Origin of the sequence: Brevundimonas sp. TWP2-1 (genome assembly GCF_049897645.1) — a bacterium.
Lineage (GTDB): Bacteria > Pseudomonadota > Alphaproteobacteria > Caulobacterales > Caulobacteraceae > Brevundimonas.
In genome coordinates this window covers 420,925-439,781 of sequence record NZ_JAFCWR010000001.1, presented here as the reverse complement: position 1 = coordinate 439,781, position 18,857 = coordinate 420,925, and the positions used below count along the sequence as shown (strand labels likewise).

At 65.9% G+C, this 18,857-nt stretch carries 19 protein-coding genes; 7 read left to right on the top strand and 12 right to left on the bottom strand.

Going from position 1 to position 18,857, the window contains the following annotated elements; genetic code table 11:
• Positions 1-86: 86 nt before the first annotated feature.
• The 3 genes from ACP7BH_RS02235 to ACP7BH_RS02225 all read right to left on the bottom strand — a co-directional run bounded on the left by ACP7BH_RS02235 (position 87) and on the right by ACP7BH_RS02225 (position 2,532).
• Positions 87-764 (bottom strand): DUF6624 domain-containing protein, encoded by a 678-nt coding sequence (locus ACP7BH_RS02235; RefSeq protein ID WP_425984077.1) that lies wholly within the window; start codon positions 762-764, stop codon positions 87-89.
• 62 nt (positions 765-826) lie between these two features.
• Positions 827-2,029 (bottom strand): exo-beta-N-acetylmuramidase NamZ family protein, encoded by a 1,203-nt coding sequence (locus ACP7BH_RS02230; RefSeq protein ID WP_425984079.1) that lies wholly within the window; start codon positions 2,027-2,029, stop codon positions 827-829.
• Positions 2,026-2,532 carry a DOMON-like domain-containing protein gene (locus tag ACP7BH_RS02225; protein WP_425984081.1) on the bottom strand — a complete coding sequence of 169 codons (507 nt, stop codon included), beginning with the start codon at positions 2,530-2,532 and terminating at the stop codon, positions 2,026-2,028. Before ACP7BH_RS02225 ends, ACP7BH_RS02230 begins: the two co-directional genes overlap by 4 nt.
• 199 nt (positions 2,533-2,731) lie before the next feature.
• Here ACP7BH_RS02225 and tyrS point away from each other — a divergent pair, with 199 nt between their 5' ends.
• From tyrS to ACP7BH_RS02210, 3 genes are all read left to right on the top strand, one after another.
• Positions 2,732-3,985 (top strand): tyrosine--tRNA ligase, encoded by a 1,254-nt coding sequence (tyrS, locus tag ACP7BH_RS02220; protein ID WP_425984083.1) that lies wholly within the window; start codon positions 2,732-2,734, stop codon positions 3,983-3,985.
• Positions 3,985-4,449 (top strand): peroxiredoxin, encoded by a 465-nt coding sequence (locus ACP7BH_RS02215; protein WP_425984085.1) that lies wholly within the window; start codon positions 3,985-3,987, stop codon positions 4,447-4,449. The genes tyrS and ACP7BH_RS02215 overlap by 1 nt, the downstream gene beginning before the upstream one ends.
• 114 nt (positions 4,450-4,563) lie before the next feature.
• The gene (locus tag ACP7BH_RS02210; RefSeq protein ID WP_425984087.1) at positions 4,564-5,103 is read left to right on the top strand and encodes a bactofilin family protein; all 540 of its coding nucleotides are present in this window, start codon (positions 4,564-4,566) and stop codon (positions 5,101-5,103) included.
• Positions 5,104-5,205: 102 nt separating this feature from the next.
• Here ACP7BH_RS02210 and prfB read toward each other — a convergent pair.
• Together prfB and ACP7BH_RS02200 are read right to left on the bottom strand one after the other, a co-directional pair.
• Positions 5,206-6,328, bottom strand: a protein-coding gene (gene prfB, locus ACP7BH_RS02205; protein ID WP_135195420.1) for a peptide chain release factor 2 whose coding sequence is annotated in 2 segments (ribosomal slippage) — positions 5,206-6,258 and positions 6,260-6,328 — 1,122 coding nt in all. Because the reading frame shifts where the segments join, the coding sequence is not laid out codon by codon here.
• Between the two features lie 95 nt (positions 6,329-6,423).
• Positions 6,424-8,838, bottom strand: coding sequence for a penicillin-binding protein 1A (locus ACP7BH_RS02200; RefSeq protein WP_425984089.1), 2,415 nt, complete (start codon positions 8,836-8,838; stop codon positions 6,424-6,426).
• Positions 8,839-8,974: 136 nt separating this feature from the next.
• Here ACP7BH_RS02200 and ACP7BH_RS02195 point away from each other — a divergent pair, with 136 nt between their 5' ends.
• From ACP7BH_RS02195 to ACP7BH_RS02185, 3 genes are all read left to right on the top strand, one after another.
• The gene (locus ACP7BH_RS02195; protein WP_425984091.1) at positions 8,975-9,403 is read left to right on the top strand and encodes an organic hydroperoxide resistance protein; all 429 of its coding nucleotides are present in this window, start codon (positions 8,975-8,977) and stop codon (positions 9,401-9,403) included.
• Between the two features lie 59 nt (positions 9,404-9,462).
• Positions 9,463-10,467: a cobaltochelatase subunit CobS gene (gene cobS / locus ACP7BH_RS02190; protein WP_425984092.1), complete on the top strand. Its 1,005-nt coding sequence runs from the start codon at positions 9,463-9,465 to the stop codon at positions 10,465-10,467.
• A 70-nt stretch (positions 10,468-10,537) separates the two neighbouring features.
• Entirely contained in the window at positions 10,538-12,304 is a 1,767-nt protein-coding gene (locus ACP7BH_RS02185; protein WP_425984094.1) for a response regulator, read from the top strand.
• Here ACP7BH_RS02185 and ACP7BH_RS02180 read toward each other — a convergent pair.
• Positions 12,301-12,660, bottom strand: coding sequence for a phage holin family protein (locus ACP7BH_RS02180; RefSeq protein ID WP_425984096.1), 360 nt, complete (start codon positions 12,658-12,660; stop codon positions 12,301-12,303). The two genes, ACP7BH_RS02185 and ACP7BH_RS02180, sit on opposite strands and share 4 nt — an antisense overlap.
• Before the next feature lie 108 nt (positions 12,661-12,768).
• On the opposite strand from ACP7BH_RS02180, the gene ACP7BH_RS02175 reads away from it, so the two are divergent.
• Positions 12,769-13,206, top strand: coding sequence for an HIT family protein (locus tag ACP7BH_RS02175; protein ID WP_425984098.1), 438 nt, complete (start codon positions 12,769-12,771; stop codon positions 13,204-13,206).
• On the opposite strand, the gene ACP7BH_RS02170 is transcribed toward ACP7BH_RS02175, so the two are convergent.
• From ACP7BH_RS02170 to cyoB, 6 genes are all read right to left on the bottom strand, one after another.
• Positions 13,203-13,739 (bottom strand): response regulator transcription factor, encoded by a 537-nt coding sequence (locus tag ACP7BH_RS02170; protein ID WP_425984100.1) that lies wholly within the window; start codon positions 13,737-13,739, stop codon positions 13,203-13,205. The genes ACP7BH_RS02175 and ACP7BH_RS02170 overlap by 4 nt on opposite strands.
• Complete coding sequence (locus ACP7BH_RS02165) at positions 13,736-15,058, bottom strand: ATP-binding protein (protein WP_425984102.1); 1,323 nt, start codon at positions 15,056-15,058, stop codon at positions 13,736-13,738. The genes ACP7BH_RS02170 and ACP7BH_RS02165 overlap by 4 nt, the downstream gene beginning before the upstream one ends.
• Complete coding sequence (locus ACP7BH_RS02160; protein WP_425984104.1) at positions 15,055-15,726, bottom strand: SURF1 family protein; 672 nt, start codon at positions 15,724-15,726, stop codon at positions 15,055-15,057. The genes ACP7BH_RS02165 and ACP7BH_RS02160 overlap by 4 nt, the downstream gene beginning before the upstream one ends.
• 94 nt (positions 15,727-15,820) lie before the next feature.
• Entirely contained in the window at positions 15,821-16,216 is a 396-nt protein-coding gene (gene cyoD, locus ACP7BH_RS02155; protein ID WP_135195410.1) for a cytochrome o ubiquinol oxidase subunit IV, read from the bottom strand.
• A complete protein-coding gene (gene cyoC, locus ACP7BH_RS02150) occupies positions 16,213-16,839 on the bottom strand; it encodes a cytochrome o ubiquinol oxidase subunit III (protein ID WP_425984106.1) in 627 nt (208 codons plus the stop codon). The genes cyoD and cyoC overlap by 4 nt, the downstream gene beginning before the upstream one ends.
• A gap of 3 nt (positions 16,840-16,842) precedes the next feature.
• Positions 16,843-18,846 carry a cytochrome o ubiquinol oxidase subunit I gene (gene cyoB / locus ACP7BH_RS02145; protein ID WP_425984108.1) on the bottom strand — a complete coding sequence of 668 codons (2,004 nt, stop codon included), beginning with the start codon at positions 18,844-18,846 and terminating at the stop codon, positions 16,843-16,845.
• Positions 18,847-18,857: the final 11 nt, after the last annotated feature.

Sequence of the window (18,857 nt, the reverse complement as noted above, 5' to 3'; positions counted from 1 at the left end):
ACGCTCTCCCTACCGCACCGCAACAAATAAGCCCAATCACTTATTTGCAGATGCACAATAGATTTTGGTTATATGAAGTGGCGGCATCAGGTGCAGGGCGGATAGGTTCGGAAATGCGCTTCGTACTCGGCCACCGTGCCCGGAAAATTCATGGCGCTGCGTCTTTCATCGACGTGCTCGGGATCCTCCAGCTTGTCCACGACCCAACGCCCGTCTTTGCACGTCATCTGCGTGCCATAGCGCTGCGGCCGACCCTCATTGATCGCCAAACGGTCATACATCAGGCCATAGCTCTGACCGTCGACCTCTCCTTGCGCGACGAGGGGCTCTAGAACCGGAACGAATCGTCGCCAGTTTTCCAGATCAGAATGCTGAATGATCAGGAATGCCGCGCCCGCAGCGCGCTCGCCATAGACCGATTTCTTGAACCAGCCCTCAGGTGGTACCATGGTCAGAAGTTCTTCGAGCAAAGCCTTGTCTACGGCCCCGATGCTTTCCCAAGCCAAGGCCTCAGCGGACTGTCGCTCATCCGCAGGCAAGGTGCTGAAGTCCAGAACCGTAAAGGCGCGCCTCCCGACCTGATCCAAAGCCCCCATACGTTCGAGCCGCTCGCGGTCTGACGTTGGGGGAGGTAAATCGGCCTGTCGCGCCTTCTCGACTGCGATGGCCTCGGCGACCGGCGCAACTAAGGCTCTTGCCTCGGCGCTCACCTCGGTTGGCGCGTGCTGAACAAGCATCGCCGCAGCCAAAATCAATCCAATCATAGCGCCTCTCCACAACCGAAAGAGGAACTCATCGCGCCTTCATGGCGAAGTTTAGGCGAGGTTCAATACAGCAGGAACGCCCGCCTCGCCTCTTCCCACGCCGCCTCATCCGGCCGCGTCGCCGCATCCAGATCCCCAGCCCCCGCCGCCGCGTCGTCCACCCATTCCCGCAGCCCCGGTCCGCCGTTGATCACATCGATGGGCAGTTTCCCGAACGCATACTCATACGGAAAATCGCGCCACAGGTCGTAGTCGGGATACAGCCGCCGAATCGCCTTGAACCCCAAGGCCTGCACCCGCCACGGCTTGAAGGCGGCATGGTCATAGCCGGGGTGATCGACATGGATCTGAACCCCGCTGCACAACTTCCCGACGTGTTTGTGGAAGGTCGGCTCGAACCACATGTCGCGCAAGCTACACCCGCCCAGCCACTCCGGCGCCAGCGCGCGCATCTCGGCGATCACCGCCCGCGCATCGATATCCGGCGCCCCGAACAGCTCCAGCGGCCGGGTCGTGCCCCGGCCTTCCGACAGGGTCGCCCCCTCCAGCATCACCGTCCCGGCATAGGCCCGCGCCATCGACAGGTTCGGCGCATTCGGGCTGGGGTTGACCCAGGCCCGCTCGCCCAGCGGCCAGCCGAAGCCCGGCCCCGCCTCGGGGGCCCAACCCTGCATCTCCACCACGCGATAATCCACCTCCAGCTTGAACTGGCCGATGAACCACAGGCCCAGTTCGCCCATCGTCATCCCGTGCCGCATCGGCATCGGCCCCGCCCCGACGAAACTCTCCCAGCCGGGCTTCAGCGTCTGCCCCTCGACCGGCCGCCCCGCCGGATTGGGCCGGTCCAGCACCCACACCGACTTGCCGTGTTTCGCCGCCGCCTCCAGCACATACAGAAGCGTGGTCACATAGGTGTAGATGCGGCAGCCCAGGTCCTGCAGGTCGATCAGGACGACGTCGAACGTCTCCATCCACTCGTCCTTGGGCCGGCGCACCTCGCCGTACAGGCTGAAGACCGGAAACCCGTGCACCGGATCGCGATAATCCGGGCTCTCCATCATATTGTCCTGAAGATCGCCCTTCATCCCGTGCTGCGGGCCGAAGGCGGCGGTGAGGGTGATCTCCGGACAGGCGGCCAGCGCGTCCACCGCATGGCTCAGATCCTTGGTCACCGAGGCCGGATGCGCCAGCAGCGCCACGCGCCGTCCCTTCAGCTGCGCCCTCAGGGCGTCGTCGGACAGCAGGCGGTCGAGACCGAAATTCATGGCAGTTCCAGCGCGAAAGAGTCGGGATGATGAAAGTCCGGCTTATCCGATGGATGCGCCAGGGCCCAATAGGCGATCGCCCCATCCAGCCCCTCGACCACCGCCGTCAGCCCGACCGCGTCCGTCGCATCCTCCGGCAGTTCGAAATCGACCGTCAGTACGAACCGCCCCTGCGCCATCCGCGTCACGATGAAGGGCGGCGCGATCTCCAGCGCCCGCACCCCCTCGCGATAGCCGTCGAACCGATAGGCCGCCCAGGCCCCCGACGGCGACAAATTATATTCGACATAGCCGTCCGCCGTCCGCACGAAGGCCTCGAAACAGGTCGTCCGCCACAGTTCGTCCGTCCGCACCCGCGCCGTCGCCTGCGGCCAACGCACCATCTCGACCGGCCCGGCCAGCCCATACTCCAGGCTCAACACCCGCCCCACGCGTCGCGCCTCGACATCCAGCGTCAGCCCGGCGGGGGAACAGGTCGGGTGCGGGATCAGGGGCAGACGCATTGGTCCTTCGTAGCGAAGGCTTGACGCCGGTCAACGCTGCGCCTTATCGATGAACCCATGTTCGCCGCACACGCCGCCACCGGCCTGTATTACCGCCCGCTGTAAGCGAGCGGCCCGCGAACACGCGCCGCCTTCGCTGGCGACGCGTTCTTCGGAAATGGAAGACGACCGCCGGCATCCCTGCTAACGGAGCCCCGCCATGACCGATCAAGCCTTCAAGTCCGACTTCCTGCGCACGCTTCAGGCGCGCGGCTACATCCATCAGATCACCCACCCGGTCGAACTGGACCATGCGGCGGCCGAGGGCGTGGTTGCGGGCTACATCGGCTTCGACGCCACCGCCCCGTCGCTGCACGTCGGCAGCCTGATCCAGATCATGATGCTGCGCCGGCTCCAGCAGGCCGGCGGCAAACCCATCGTCCTGATGGGCGGCGGCACCACCAAGGTCGGCGACCCGACCGGCAAGGACACCTCGCGCCCCCAGCTGACCGAGGAAACCATCCAGTCGAACATCGACTCGATCCAGACGGTCTTCGCCAAATTCCTGACCTTCGGCAACGGCCCGACCGACGCGGTCATAGTCAACAACGACGACTGGCTGTCCGGCTACGGCTACATCCAATTCCTGCGCGATTTCGGCACCCATTTCACCGTCAACCGCATGCTGAGCTTCGACTCGGTCAAGCTGCGCCTCGAGCGCGAGCAGCCGATGACCTTCCTTGAGTTCAACTACATGCTGATGCAGTCGGTGGACTTCCTGGAACTGAACCGCAGCCACAAGGTCACGCTTCAGATGGGCGGGTCGGACCAGTGGGGCAACATCACCTCGGGCGTCGATCTTGTGCGTCGCGTGGATCAGAAGGCCGCCTTCGGCCTGACCACGCCGCTACTGACCACCGCTTCGGGCGGCAAGATGGGCAAGACGGCCCAAGGCGCGATCTGGCTGAACGCCGAACAGCTGTCCCCCTATGATTACTGGCAGTTCTGGCGCAACGCCGAGGACGCGGATGTCGGCCGTTTCATGCGCCTGTTCACCGACCTGTCGCTGGACGAGATCGCCGGTTTCGAGGCGCTGGAGGGTGCCGCCACCAACGACGCCAAGAAGGCCCTCGCCGACGCCGCCACCACCCTGCTGCACGGCGCCGAAGAAGCCGCCAAGGCCCGCGCCGCCGCCGAGAGCAACTTCGAAAAGGGTCAGGTCTCCGCCGACCTGCCGACCGTCGAACTGCCGTCGGCCGAGGTTTACGGCGCCATGATCGCCGCCGTCGTGACGAAGGCCGGCCTGACGGCATCCAACGGAGAGGCCCGTCGCCTGGCCCAGGGCGGCGGCCTGCGTCTGAACGACGCGCCTGTCGCCGACGGCGCCCATCTGCTGACCGAGGCCGATCTCAAGGACGGCGTGATCAAGCTGGCGGCCGGCAAGAAGAAGATCGTTCTGGTGAGGCCCGTCTGATGTCCGCCACCGAAGGCCAGCCCGCCCCCGCTCTCGACCTGCCGACCGACAACGGCGGCCGGGTCTCCCTCGTCGCCCTCAAGGGAAAGCCGGCCGTCGTCTATTTCTATCCCAAGGACGACACGACCGGCTGCACGCGCGAGGCCCAGGACTTCACCGCCCTGACCCCCGACTTCGCCGCCCTGGGCGTGCCCGTGATCGGCGTATCCAAGGACACGGTGAAGAAGCACGACAAGTTCAAAGCCAAATACGACCTCTCCGTCGTCCTGGCCTCGGACGAGGACGGCGCGGCTTGCGAGGCCTGGGGCGTCTGGGTGGAAAAGAAGCTCTACGGCCGCGAATATATGGGCATTGAGCGCGCCACCTTCCTGATCGACGCCGAGGGCCGGATCGCCCGCGCCTGGCGCAGTGTGAAGGTCGCCGACCACGCCGCCGCCGTGCTGGAGGCTGTCAAGGCTCTGTGATCGACGACCACGGTTCGGAAGCCGTGCTTGACCTTGGGGCCTCGCCCACGGCCTAGTGGCCTTCAGGGCTACTAGGGGCTTGGCCGGCCTTGGCTGGCAGATGCGGAGCGCACCATGTTCACCAAGAGCAAATCCTACGATAGCGGATCGACCGGGCTGGGCATTCCCCCCGCCCCTGAACCGACGCCGTCGCCGACCCCCAATATGCCGGCGGCGACGCCCGCCGCCCGCGCGCCCGAACCGGCCCGCCCGGCGACCCGGTCCAGCAACCTGTCCACCCTGGCGGCCGGGGTGAAATACGAAGGCAACATCTCCGGCGCCGGCGAGCTTCAGGTCGAAGGCAATCTGAAGGGCGACGTCCGCGTGGCCCGTGTCGTCATCGGCGAAGGCGGCGCGGTCGAAGGCACCGTCCACGCCGACGTGCTGGACGTTCGCGGCCGCATCACCGGCGCCATCGTCGCCAAACAGGTCAAGCTCTACGCCACCGCCCGCGTCGAGGGCGACATCACCCAGGAGCAGCTGTCCATCGACCAGGGCGCCTGGTTCCAGGGCCGCTGTAACCAGGCCAAGCGCGACACGCCCGGCGCCGCCATGCTGGAAGCCCCCGAGAAGCCCGCCAAGACGGACAAGCCGGAAGCCAAGACCCCGGCCTGACGCTCCAACACAACGGGCTCAAGCAGGCCGAAGGCCGGTAGCCCAAACGGAATGCCGATAGCCCAACAAACAAAGGGCGGCCTGACAGGCCGCCCTTTTTCTTTAATCCGTGCTGGACCCGCGCGTCTCGCCGACCCGGGCCGCCAGGGCTGCGCCCATGAAGGCGTCCAGGTCGCCGTCCAGAACCCCTTGCGTGTCCGAGGTCTCGACCTCGGTCCGCAGGTCCTTCACCATCTGATACGGCTGCAGCACATAGGACCGGATCTGGTGACCCCAGCCGATGTCGGTCTTGGCGTCGGCCAGGGCCTGGGCCACAGCCTCGCGCTTCTGCAGTTCCAGCTCGTACAGGCGCGCCCGCAGCATCTTCCACGCCTGTTCGCGGTTCTGGTGCTGCGACCGGCCGGCCTGACAGGCCACCACGGTGTTGGTCGGGATGTGCGTCAGTCGCACGGCCGAGTCGGTCTTGTTGATGTGCTGACCACCCGCGCCCGAGGCCCTGTAGGTGTCGGTGCGCACGTCCGACGGATTGATGTCGATCTCGATGGCGTCATCGACGACCGGCGACACCCCGATGGAGGCGAAGCTGGTGTGCCGCTTGGCCGCCGCGTCATAGGGGCTGATGCGCACCAGGCGGTGAACTCCCGATTCCGACTTCAGCCAGCCGTAGGCGTTCGGGCCGGAGATCAGGATGGTGGCCGATTTGACCCCCGCCTGTTCGCCTTCTTCATACGCCTCGATCGTGACCTCATAGTCATGCGCCTTGGCCCAGCGGGAATACATCCGCAGAAGCATGCCGGCCCAGTCGTTCGATTCGGTGCCGCCGGCGCCGGAGTTCACTTCCAGATAGGCGTCGTTGCCGTCGGCCTCGCCAGACAGCAGGGCTTCCAGCTCGGCGCGGGCGGCGCGTTCCTTGATGCCCCGCAGCGACGCGCGTGCGTCTTCCAGCGCGCCCTCGTCGCCTTCCTCGTCCGCCATCTCGGCCAGCATGACCCCGTCTTCGAGGTCCTGCTCCATCGCCTTGACGGTGTTGATCTTGGCTTCCAGCTGCGAGCGTTCGCGGCTGACGGCCTGGGCCTGTTCGGGCTTGTCCCACAGCGTCGGGTCCTCGACCCGCGCGTTCAGCTCATCGAGCTTTCTTAGAGCGACATCCCAGTCAAAGACGCCTCCTGAGCAGAGCGACGCTCTGCTCGATGTCGGCCTTCATGGCCTCGACATCCGGTCTCATCGCATTCTCCAGCGACACAACGCCCTCGAACAGGGCGGATGAAAGGAAAACGGCGCGCCACGAGGACGCGCTGTTCGAAAGCCCTACCTAGAGCTTCAGTACAGTCCGCTCAAGTCCTCGGCCGGCGCCTTCTTCGGCGGCGGCGGTGCGGTGGGCGCCGGTGCAGTAGCCGGGGCGCCGCTCGCGGCCTCCTGCTCACGTCGGATGACCTCGTAGTAATTCTGCGGTCCGGTGGGCTGCACCGGCCCGGTCGGCGCAGGCGGCGGGGCCTGACGCTCGGTGCCGGGGCGGAAGGCTTCCTCGATGCCGTTGACGGTGCGGAAGATGGCGTTCTTAGGCCGCACGAAGGGCCGGGCGGGCCGTTCCTTCAGCGCCGTCTGCATGAACTCCGTAAAGACCGGCACGGCGGCCGAGGCCCCCGCTTCGCCGGAACCCAGCGACCGGTTGTCGTCGAAGCCGATGAAGACGCCGACCACGATGTCGGTGGTGAAGCCCACGAACCAGGCCGAGCGATACTCGTTGGTCGTGCCCGTCTTGCCGGCGACCCACGGACCCAAGCCCCTAGCGCTCGCGGCGGTGCCGCGCTGAACGACGCCTTCCAGCATCGAACTCATCTGATAGGCGGTGATCGGATCGATGACCTGAGTTCCGCGCTGTTGCAGACGCGGCGATTCCTGGCCGGAGAAGCCACGTCCGCATTCGCGGCAGCTGCGGTTGTCGGCCCGGAAGATGGTCTCGCCGTCGCGGTCCTGGACATAGTCGATCAGATAGGGCGTCACCCGCCGTCCGCCGTTGGCGAAGGCGGAATAGGCGGCCGTGATCTCCAGCGGCGTCACCTCACCGGCGCCCAGCGACACCGACAGGTTCGGGGTCAGGCCGGGAATACCCATCCTGGCCGACTGATCCACGATCTTCTTCATGCCGACCGACTGGGCCAGCCGCACCGTCATGACGTTGCGCGACAGCTCCAGCCCGCGCCGCAGCGTCTGCGGCCCGTAGTACTGGCGGCTGTAGTTTTCCGGCGTCCAGCGCTGGCCATTGGCCCCGCCGGCGAAGCTGATCGGCGCATCCAGCACGATGGAGGCCGGGGTGAAGTCGCCTTCCAGCGCCGTCGCATAGACGAAGGGCTTGAACGCCGAACCGGGCTGACGCCGCGCCTGGGTGGCGCGGTTGAAGCTGGACAGGGCATAGGAGTAGCCGCCGACCATGGCCAGCACGCGCCCCGACTGCGGCTCGATGGCCACCAGGGCGCCGTTGACGCGCGGCACTTGCTTTAGGGCGTACTGGCCGCCCTTGGGCTCCACGAAGATCAGCTCGCCGCGCTTCAGTTGACGGTTGGCGTTGGCCCAGGCCGCGTCCGCCGCCAGCAGCGTGCCGGTCTTGTCGTCGCGGGCCGTGCGGATGCGGACGGTGTTGCCGCTGACGCTCTCGATGGCGGCGGGCTGCCAGGTGCGGCGTTCGGGCGGCGCCTGTTCCTTCAGCGCGACCGCCTGCCAGCCGTCGGCGAAGTCGGTGGTGCCCCAGCCGCCGCGCCAGCCGTGACGTCGGTCATAGTTTTCCAGCCCCTGCATCAGGGCCTGACGCGCCGCCGTCTGCAACGTCGGATCCAGCGTCGTACGCATGTAGAAGCCGCCGGCACGAAGCTGCTCGCCGAACTGGGGATTGGCGGCGGCCTGACGACGGGCCTCCTCCACGAAGAAGTCCGCGTCCTTGTAGTCCGAACGTTGGGGCGCATCGCGCGTGACCAACGGCTTGGCGCGGGCGGCGATCAGTTCCGCAGGCGTCAGCCAGCCGCTCTGTTCCATCTCGCCCAACACCCAGTCGCGCCGGCCCTTGGCCGCGCCGGGGTGGCGTTTGGGGTGATAGTTGTTCGGCCCCTTGGGCAGGGACGCCAGGAAGGCCGCCTCGTCCGGCGTCAGCTGACCCAGCGACTTGCCGAAATAGTTGTAGGCCGCCGAGGCGATCCCGAACGACCGATACCCCAGGAAGATCTCGTTCAGATACAGTTCGAGGATCTGCTCCTTGGACAGGGTCGCCTCCAGACGATTGGCCAGGATGGCTTCCTTCAGCTTACGGTTCAGGCTCGATTCGTTGGTCAGCAGGACGTTCTTGGCCACCTGCTGGGTGATGGTCGAACCGCCCTCAAGCCGTCGGCCTTGCGCCAGGTTGAAGACGTTCTTGATCGAGGCGCGGCCGATGCCGCCCACGTCGATGCCGCCGTGCTGGAAGAAGTTACGATCCTCGGCCGCCAGGAAGGCATGGATCACCGGCGTCGGAATCTGGTCGTAGGAGACATAGATTCGGCGCTCGTCCGAGAACTCGCCGATCAGGGTGCCGTCGCCGGCATAGACGCGCGTCGCGGTCGGCGGGCGATAATCCGCCAGTTCCGACGCATCGGGCAGGTCGTGGAACAGCCACGCCGCATAGACGGCGACCACAAGCCCCGCCAGGGCGATGCCGCCCAGCAGAACCATGCCCGCCCACACGAACCAGCGTTCGGCAATCTTCACTGCGTACTCCGACGACGCGCCCCGAAAGGGTGCTTTAGCCCGCGTCGCCGGTCGATTGCTAGAGCGGGCGTGCAACGTCCCCTTCCCGTCTCCCGTTAAGACCCCATCTCAAGCATCCCAACCCAAGGAGCCTGCCATGGAAGTTCTGTATCGCGCCCAGTCCACCGCCTCCGGCGGAGGCCGCGAAGACGGCCGCTCGGCCACCGACGACGGCAAGATCGACGTCAAACTGTCCACGCCCAAGGAAATGGGCGGCAAGGGCGGCGACGGGACCAACCCCGAGCAGCTTTTTGCCACCGGATACGCCGCCTGCTACCTTGGCGCCTTGCGCCTGGTCAGCGGCAAGGCCGGAACGCCTGTCGGCCCCGACACCAAGGTCACCGCCGGCGTCGGCTTCGGCAAGAACACCAAGGGCGAGGGCTTCAACCTCGACGTGGACCTGACCGTCACCGATCATGGCCTGGAGCAGACCGTCATCGACGACCTGATCGAGAAGGCGCACCAGGTTTGCCCCTACTCCAACGCCACCCGCGGCAACGTGGATGTTCGCCTCAGCGCGAAATAAGCGACGCTAAGGGCCGCGCGCGTGTTGAGCCGCGCGCGCGGCGCCTCTAGATGAGGTCCATGACCTCCCCGCTCGACGCCTCCCCCGATCCCCTGCTGACGCTCGAACCGCACCGCCGGGTGACCCTGCGCGAGGCCTTCGGCGTGGACAGCGACATGACCGTGCCCTGCTTCGCGGAGCGCGACAGCCATGTGCCGGAGATCGACGAGGCCTATCAATTCGATCCGCAGACGACGATCGCCATATGCGCCGGCTTCGCCTTCGACCGCCGCGTCATGGTTCAGGGCTATCACGGCACCGGCAAGTCGACCCATATCGAACAGGTCGCCGCCCGCCTGAACTGGCCCCTGGTGCGCGTGAACCTGGACAGCCACGTCAGCCGCATCGACCTGATCGGCAAGGACGCCATCGTGCTGAAGGACGGCAAGCAGATCACCGAGTTCCGCGAGGGCATCCTGCCCTGGTCGCTGCAACGCCCCATCGCCCTGGTGTTCGACGAATACGACGCCGGCCGTCCCGACGTGATGTTCGTGATCCAGCGCGTGCTGGAAGCCCAGGGTCGCCTGACCCTGCTGGACCAGAACCGCGTCATCCGTCCCAACAAGCATTTCCGCCTGTTCGCCACGACCAACACCATCGGCCTGGGCGACACCACGGGTCTGTATCACGGCGCGCAACAGATCAATCAGGCCCAGCTGGACCGCTGGAACATAGTCACGACGCTGAATTACCTCGACCACGACGTCGAGGCCGAGATCGTGGCCGCCAAGGTGCCCGAATGGTCCGACGCCGAGGGCCGTCGCCGAATCGCCGCCATGGTCCGCGTCGCCGACATGACCAGGAACGCCTTCATGAACGGCGACATCTCCACCGTCATGTCGCCCCGCACCGTCATCACCTGGGCCCAGAACGCCCTGATCTTCAACGGCGACCTGGCGCTCAGCTTCCGCCTGACCTTCCTGAACAAGTGCGACGAACTGGAACGCCCCACCATCGCCGAGTTCTACCAGCGCGCCTTCGGCGAGGACCTGCCGGAAGCGGCGACGCGGGTGAAGATCGGCTGATCCCATCCACGGTTGATGCCTCGTTAAGCTCCCTGGCTTATGGCCAAGCTTGAAGAGGGGACATGGCGTCGTGGCCGACAGTACAGATTACCTAAAAGCCTATGCCGAGCGGTACCGGGACATGTTCCCGGTGCGGCTGGCCACCATCGCCGCCATCGTTCTCCTGACCTTCTGGGTGCTGGGATGGGGATGGGCGGCAAATTTCGCGCTCTTCCAATTCGGCCTCTATGTCCCTCTCTGGCATGCGGTTCAAACCGCCCTCGCCCGACCCGACGCGTCTGGCGCGGCGCGCAGATTCCGACTGTCGGCTGAAATCATCACCCTATGTCTGGCCGGCCACAACGCCGTGTTCATCCTCGCCGCCTGGCAGGCCGAACCTGAACATCTCGATTATCTTCGCCTGCTGCTGGCCGGCAACCTGATGGTCGGCGCCCATCAGGTGCATATCAGCCGCGCGAGCTTCGCCGCCGCCGTTCTGCCGCCTTCCATCGCCGCCATGGTGATCGCCTCGTATCAGGTCGGTTCGGACCCCCGCCTTCTGGGCGCCGTGGCCCTGTTCGTCATAGGCGTCAGCGCAGCCGCCTGGCGTCAATGGCGCAGCGACCGCGAGACCATCGATTTGATGATCACCGTCACGGAACGCTCTCGCGAGATCCGCGCCGCCTTGGCCGAGGCCGAGGTCAACCGCGCCGCCGCCGAACGGGCGAACAAGGCCAAGTCCCGCTTCCTGGCGATGATCAGCCATGAGGTCCGCACGCCTCTGAACGTCATCCTGGGCCTGACCGAGGTGCTGCGCGGCCGTCCACGCCCTGCAGCGGAAGCCGCCGTGGTCACAGACATGGCGGACGCAGGCGGCATGCTGCTGAGGCTCTTGAACGGCGCCCTGGACATCTCCAAGATCGAATCCGGCCAGGACGACCTCCAGCTCGCCCCCGTCGATCTCTCCGAACGGCTGGACGCCATCGCCCGCGTCTGGCGCTCGCGCGTCGAGGAACTGGGCCTGACGCTGGAGATCGAACGCCAGGGCGCGCCAGAGCATTTCGTCGTCATGACCGACGAGGCGCGGGTGGAACAGGTGCTGATCAACTATCTGTCCAACGCGCTGAAGCTGACGCCGAACGGAACGATCCACATCCTGGCCCGCGCCCTGCTCGCCCCTGACGGGCGCATCGACCTGGACTTCGAAGTCCACGACCAGGGACCTGGCGTGCCGGCGGACCAACGCGAGCGCATCTTCCAACCCTTCGAACAGCTCCCAGCCGGGCGCGCGGCGGGCGGTTCGGGCCTGGGCCTGGCCCTTTGCCGCGCCAGCGTCGAGGCGCTGGGCGGCGCCCTGGGCGTCCGGTCGGCGCGCCCGCAAGGCGCTGTTTTCTGGTTCCGCTTCACCGCCGACCGAGCGACGCCGGCATCCATGCCTACTTCGCCGGCGGCACCTGCGCCGGTCGCCTCAAGTCAGGCGCCACGGATCCTCGCCGCCGAAGACCATCCCGCCAATCGCAAGCTGCTGACGCTGCTGCTTGAACCGTTCGGCGTCGATCTGACCCTGGTCGAGAACGGACAGGAGGCGGTCGCCGCCGTGCGCGACCAGACCTTCCACCTCGTGCTGATGGACGTGATGATGCCCGTCATGGATGGCGTAGAGGCGCTGATCGCCATCCGCGCCGAACAGGCCGCATCCGGACGCCCCCGCACGCCGATCCATATGCTGACGGCCAATGTCTTCGACGAGGATGTCGCGCGCTACAGGGCGGCCGGCGCCGACGGGGTGCTGAAGAAGCCCATTGAGATCGTCGCTCTTCAGAGCGTCATCCTAGGCGCCGTGGCGGTGGACGCCTAGCGGCGCGCCTCTTCGCCGCCGCCGATGAAGGCGCCGGCGATCCAGCTGACCACGCCGGTGACGATGGCGGCGCCGATGCCGGCCCACAGGCCGTCGACCCGGAAGCCGTCCAGAAAGATGGATGTCAGCCCGATCATGGCGGCGTTCACCACCAGCAGGAACAAGCCCAGGGTCACCACGGTGATCGGGAAGGTCAGCACCACCAGGATCGGCCGCACGAAGGCGTTGACCAGCCCCAGGATGATGGCCGCTGCGATCAGCGATCCCGTGCTGGTGAAGTCGACGCCCGGCACGAAACGGGCGGACAGCCACAGGCCCGCCATGGTGACCAGCGCCTGGATGATGAAACGGATCATGTCGTGCCTCGTTGTGTTCAAGCGTGACCATAATGCACGGCGTCCTCGAAGGCTCCCCCTTCGCGGCCACCGCTGCTATCCAACCCCCAGACTGCACGGAGACCGCTCATGAGCCTGCACGGCGCCTATGACCCGAACAACATCTTCGCCAAGATCCTGCGCGGCGACATCCCTTCGGTGAAGGTGTGGGAGGACGACCACGTCCTGGCCTTCATGGACGTGTTCCCCCAGTCGGAAGGCCACGTCCTGATCATCGCCAAACAGTCCCAGGCCCGCAATCTGCTGGAGGTCGAGCCGGAGATTCTGGCCCGCATGACCGCCGCCCTGCAACGCACGGCCAAGGCGGTGGAGAAGGCGTTGCAGCCAGAGGGTCTGGCCATCCTTCAGTTCAACGGCGACGCGGGCGGACAGACCGTATTCCACCTGCATTTCCACATCGTGCCGCGTTGGGCCGACCGGGAGATGAAGGGTCACGGCCATGCACCCATGGCCGATACGGCGACCTTGCAGGCTCTGGCCGACCGGATCGCGGCCGATCTCGACTAGGTCACGCGCCGCTTTTCCAGCTTTCGCGCCAGGGTGCGGCGGTGCATGCCCAGGCGGCGCGCGGCCTCGGAGATGTTGAATTCGGTTTCCACCAGCGTCTCGTGGATCCGCTCCCATTCCAGGGTCTTGATCGAGGTCGGGCGCGTGCCCAGCGGCGTCTCGGCGTCGCCGTCCGCCCGCCCGAACGCCGTCTCAATGTCGTCGGAACTGGCGGGCTTGGCCAGATAGTGGCGCGCGCCCAGCTTGATGGCCTCGACCGCCGTAGCGATGCTGGCGAAGCCGGTCAGGACGACGATGTTCATCTCGGGATCGAAGGCGTGCAGGGCCTCCACGCAGGTCAGGCCCGAGTGACCGCCCAGCTTCAGATCCACGACCGCATAGCCGGGCCGGTGCGTCTTCAGCACCTCGGTCATCTGGTCGGGATTGGCGGCGCTGACGACGGCATAGCCGCGTCGTTCGAACGAGCGTCGCAGGGTGGTCGAGAAGGATTCGTCGTCCTCGACGATCAGCAGCAGTCTGGCCTCATCGGTCATGGAACGATCTCGTCCTTGGGCGCCAGCGCCGACAGCGGCAACGTCAGCCGAACCTCTGCGCCGCCGGCCGGAGGATTGGAAGCCTCGACCCGACCGCCCAGCGACCGGATCACATTCATTAGCAGAAACAGCCCGAGGCCGGCGCCCGCACGGGGCTTGGTCGAGTTGTAGGGCTTGCCCCAGGCCTGAAGGATGACGGCCGGGAACCCCGGCCCGTCGTCTCGCACGGCGATGCCCAGCGTGTCGTCTGTCCGCGTCGTGGTGACGGCGATGCGCCTGGCCCCCGCCTCTACAGCATTGTCGAACAGCACGCCCAGCACCTGGCGCAGGGCCGGGTCGGCGATGATGGACGGGTTCTGGGCCAGTTCGTCGCGGATCTGCACGGCCACGCCGTCGCCGTTCCAGCTGGCGACGACATCGGCGACGAAGGCCCGCAGAGTGGTGCGCTCGGGCGCCTGTCCCCTCGCCTCGCCCGCCGACATCAGGATGCCCGTGACGATGGCCTTGCACCGCTCGACCTCGGCCCGCATCACCGTCATGTCCTGAACCAAATCTGCGTCCTGGGTCAGGGCCGGCATCCGCTTCCAGTCGCTGAGAATCACCGACAGTGACGCCAGCGGCGTGCCCAGTTCGTGCGCGGCGCCTGACGCCAGCAAGCCCATGCGGACGATGTGGTCGTGCTCGGCGTTCTGCTGGCGCATGGCGGCGACGGAGGCGTCGCGCTCGCGCAGGTTCTGGCTGATCCGGGTGACGAACAGCACCAGCAGCACCGCCATCAGGACGAAACAGATCAAACTGCCCTGAAGATACAGGCTGAGCAGCGAATCCTCACGCGCCGGCGGCAGGTTCAGCGGCTGGGAATGCAGGCCCAGCCCGGCGAAACACAGGCTGGTGATGGCGATCAGCGCCCAGGCATAGACGGGGGCCAGCAGCACGGCGCCCAGCACGACCTGCAGCAGATACAGCGCCACGAACGGATTGGCCGCGCCCCCGGTCAGGAAGAGGAGCCAGGTCAGGGCCGCCACATCCGCCAGCAGGGCGATCATCAGGGCCTGATCCTCGACCTCCTCGCGGCGCGCGGTCAGCGGTGCGCTGATCAGATTGACCAGCACCAGCCCCGCCGGCGCCGCCAGCAACCACAGCACCGGCAGCGGGATATGCATCACATACTGGACCAGCAGGATCGTCGCCATCTGCCCGGCGACCGCCAGCCAGCGCAGCTGGATGAGCAGCAGCATGTTGCGCCGGTTGGCCCCGCCGTGCGAGGCGACGCCACCTCTGAGCCCCAGCCCCAGCAGCCGTTGCAGGGCCGTGGTCATGGCCGGTTGCGCCTGCCGTCGCGCAGGAACAGCCAAAGGCCGACCAGCGTCAGCAAGGCCATGCCGAACCAGGTCAGGGCATAGACCAGATGGCTGTTGGCGAACCGGATCACGGTCAGCCCGCCCAACGGCCAGCCGCCCGGATTGGGCGTCGCGTCCGCATCGATGAAATAGGGCGCGACGTTCGTCAGGCCACGCCGCGCCGCGATCGCCGTCACGTCGCGCGACCGCCAGCGGTCCCCCACGGCGTCGTTGGCGCGCAGGAAGCCGCCCTTGGGTTCCGTGATCCTGAGCAGCCCCACGATGGTCTGCGGCCCCATGGCCTGTCCATTGGCGCGCGCGGCCGGATCGCGCCGTCCGGCAGGCACGAAGCCCCGGTTGATCAGGACGGTAAAGCCGCGCGCATCGACCAGCGGCGTCATGACCCAAAAGCCGCCGCCTGCGTCGGTCACGGCCTGAACCAAGGTTTCCTTGTCGTGCTCGAAGACCCCCTGCACGGCGACTCGACGATACTGGTCGTCCTGTCGCGTCACGCTCTGCCACTGCCCCGGTCCCGGCGCGGGCACAGTCGGCGCATGGACGCGGGCGTCGACCTGGGCGATCAGGTCCGTCTTCCAGGCCAGTCGCTGAATCTGCCAGCCGCCCAAGGCCAGGAAGCCGACGAACAAGACCAGCCCCACGACCGATACGACGATGCGGATCGGTCGCGAGCGCTTGGCCTTATCGGGGGCCGGGGCTGAAGACGGGTCCGTGATCTCGACCTCAGCTGCCCATGTTCGTCATGTCGTGGGTCATGGGCATCATGTTGGTGTTCAGGTGGTACATGACCCACAGCGAACCCGACAGGGCGATGACGACGACGATGATGGTGAAGATCAGCGCCAGCATGATCCAGCCGCCCTCGGACTTCGAGTTCATGTGCAGGAAGTAGATCATGTGGACCACGATCTGCACCACGGCGAAGCCCATGACGATCAGGGCCGTCGCCTGGGTCGGCAGGACGCCGGTCATCACCAGGGCGAACGGGATCGCCGTCAGGATCACCGACAGGACGAACCCGATCATATAGCTCTTGAACGAGCCGTGATTGTGCCCCTCGTGGCCCAGATGGTCCGCGTCGTGGGACTCGGGCGAGTGGTCGTTCTTGTCGGCGCTCATCGCAGCATGCCCAGCAAATAGACGAAGGTGAAGACGCCGATCCAGATGACGTCCAGGAAGTGCCAGAACATCGACAGGCACATCAGGCGGCGTTTGTTGGCGGGGATCAGGCCCTTCATGCTGACCTGAACCATCAGCGTCACCAGCCAGATGATGCCGAAGGTGACGTGCAGGCCGTGGGTGCCCACCAGGGTGAAGAAGGCCGACAGGAAGGCGCTGCGTTGCGGCGTCGCGCCTTCATGGATCAGGTGCGCGAACTCGTAGAGTTCGATCCCCAGGAAGGCCAGGCCGAACAGGCCGGTGACCGCCAGCCAGATCAAGGTCTGACGCTGGTTGTTCCTGTCCATCGCCAGCATGGCGAAGCCGTAGGTGATCGACGAGAACAGCAGCATGGCGGTGTTGATCGCCACCAGCTCCAGGTCGAACAGTTCCTTGGGACCCGGCCCGGCGGCATAGTTGCCGCCCAAGACACCGAACACGGCGAACAGCATCGCGAAGATGAGGCAGTCGCTCATCAGATAGAGCCAGAAGCCCAGCATGGTGCTGGAGCCTTCCTCGTGATGCGGCTCCTCTTCCAGGTGGAAGACGGTGGGGTCGTCGAGCTTGATCGTGGTCGCGCTCATGGATCAGGCCTCCGTTCCGGCCAGGGCGCGCGTGCGCGCCTCTTCGGTCGCGCGAACCTCATCCTCGGGGATGTAGTAGTCGCGCTTGTAGTTGAAGGTGTGCCCGATCGAGACGGCCAGCACCCCGATGAAGCTGATCGCCGCCAGCCACCAGATGTACCAGATCAGCGCCAAGCCCATCACCAGGCACAGGCCCGAGATGATGACGCCCGTTCCCGTGTTCGAGGGCATATGGATCGCCTTGTAGCCGGTCAGCGGGCGCTGATAGTTCTTCTTCTTCATGTCCCACCAGGCGTCGGCGTCATGGATGACCGGCGTGGCGGCGAAGTTGTAGGCCGGCGGCGGCGAGGACGTCGCCCACTCCAGCGTGCGGCCGCCCCACGGATCGCCCGTGGTGTCGCGCAGCTTGTCGCGGTTGATGATCGACACGGCGAACTGGATGAACATGGCCGCGATGCCCAGGGCGATCACGCCCGCGCCGATGGCGGCGATCACGAACCAGATCTGCAGCGACGGATCGTCGAACACCCGCATCCGGCGCGTCACGCCCATCAGGCCGAGCACATACAGCGGCAGGAAGGCCAGCCAGAAGCCGGGCACCCAGCACCAGAAGCTGATCAGGCCCCACTTCTTGTCCAGCTTGAAGCCAAAGGCCTTGGGCCACCAGAAGTTGATGGCCGCGAACAGACCGAACAGCACGCCGCCGATGATGACGTTATGGAAGTGCGCCACCAGGAACAGCGAGTTGTGCAGCACGAAGTCGGCCGGCGGCACCGCCAGCAGCACGCCCGTCATCCCGCCGATCACGAAGGTCAGCATGAAGGCGATCAGCCACATCATCGGCAGTTCGAAGCGGATTCGCCCCCGGTACATCGTGAACAGCCAGTTGAAGATCTTGGCCCCGGTCGGGATCGAGATGATCATCGTGGTGATGCCGAAGAAGCTGTTCACCGACGCGCCCGAGCCCATGGTGAAGAAGTGGTGCAGCCAGACCAGGTAGGACAGGATCGTGATGACGACCGTGGCGTAGACCATCGACGTATAGCCGAACAGCTTCTTGCCCGAGAAGGTCGAGGCGATCTCCGAGAAGACGCCGAACAGCGGCAGGATCAGGATGTAGACCTCGGGGTGACCCCAGATCCAGATCAGGTTCACGTACATCATCGGGTTGCCGCCGAAGTCGTTCGTGAAGAAGTTGGTGCCGACGTAACGGTCCAGCGTCAGCAGGGCCAGGACGGCGGTCAGGACCGGGAAGGACGCCACGATCAGCACGTTGGTGCACAGCGAGGTCCAGGTGAAGACCGGCATCTTCATCATACCCATGCCGGGCGCGCGCATCTTCACGATGGTCGCGATCAGGTTGATGCCGGACAGGGTCGTCCCCACCCCCGCGATCTGCAGCGCCCATATGTAATAGTCGACCCCGACGCCGGGACTGTAACCGATGCCCGACAGCGGCGGATAGGCCAGCCAGCCGGTGCGCGCGAACTCGCCCACGAACAGCGAGGCCATGACGATAAGGGCACCAGCCGTGGTCATCCAGAAGCTGAAGTTGTTCAGGAAGGGGAAGGACACGTCGCGTGCGCCGATCTGAAGGGGCACGACATAGTTCATGATGCCCGTCACCAGCGGCATGGCCACGAAGAAGATCATGATCACGCCGTGGGCGGTGAAGATCTGGTCGTAGTGGTGGGCGTTCAGGTAGCCCTCGGATCCGCCGAAGGCCATGGCCTGCTGGATACGCATCATGATGGCGTCGGCGAAGCCGCGCACGAACATGATCAGACCCAGGATCATGTACATGATCCCGATCTTCTTGTGGTCCACGGTGGTGAACCACTCCTTCCAGAGATAGCCCCACAGTTTGAAATAGGTCAGGGCGCCGAACAGGGTGAGGCCGCCCAGTATGACCACGGACATGGTCACGACCAGGATCGGCTCGTGCAGAGGCAGGGCCTCCCACGTGAGGCGCCCGAAGATTAGCGGAATGAGTTGGTCAGCGTTCATCGACTGTGTTC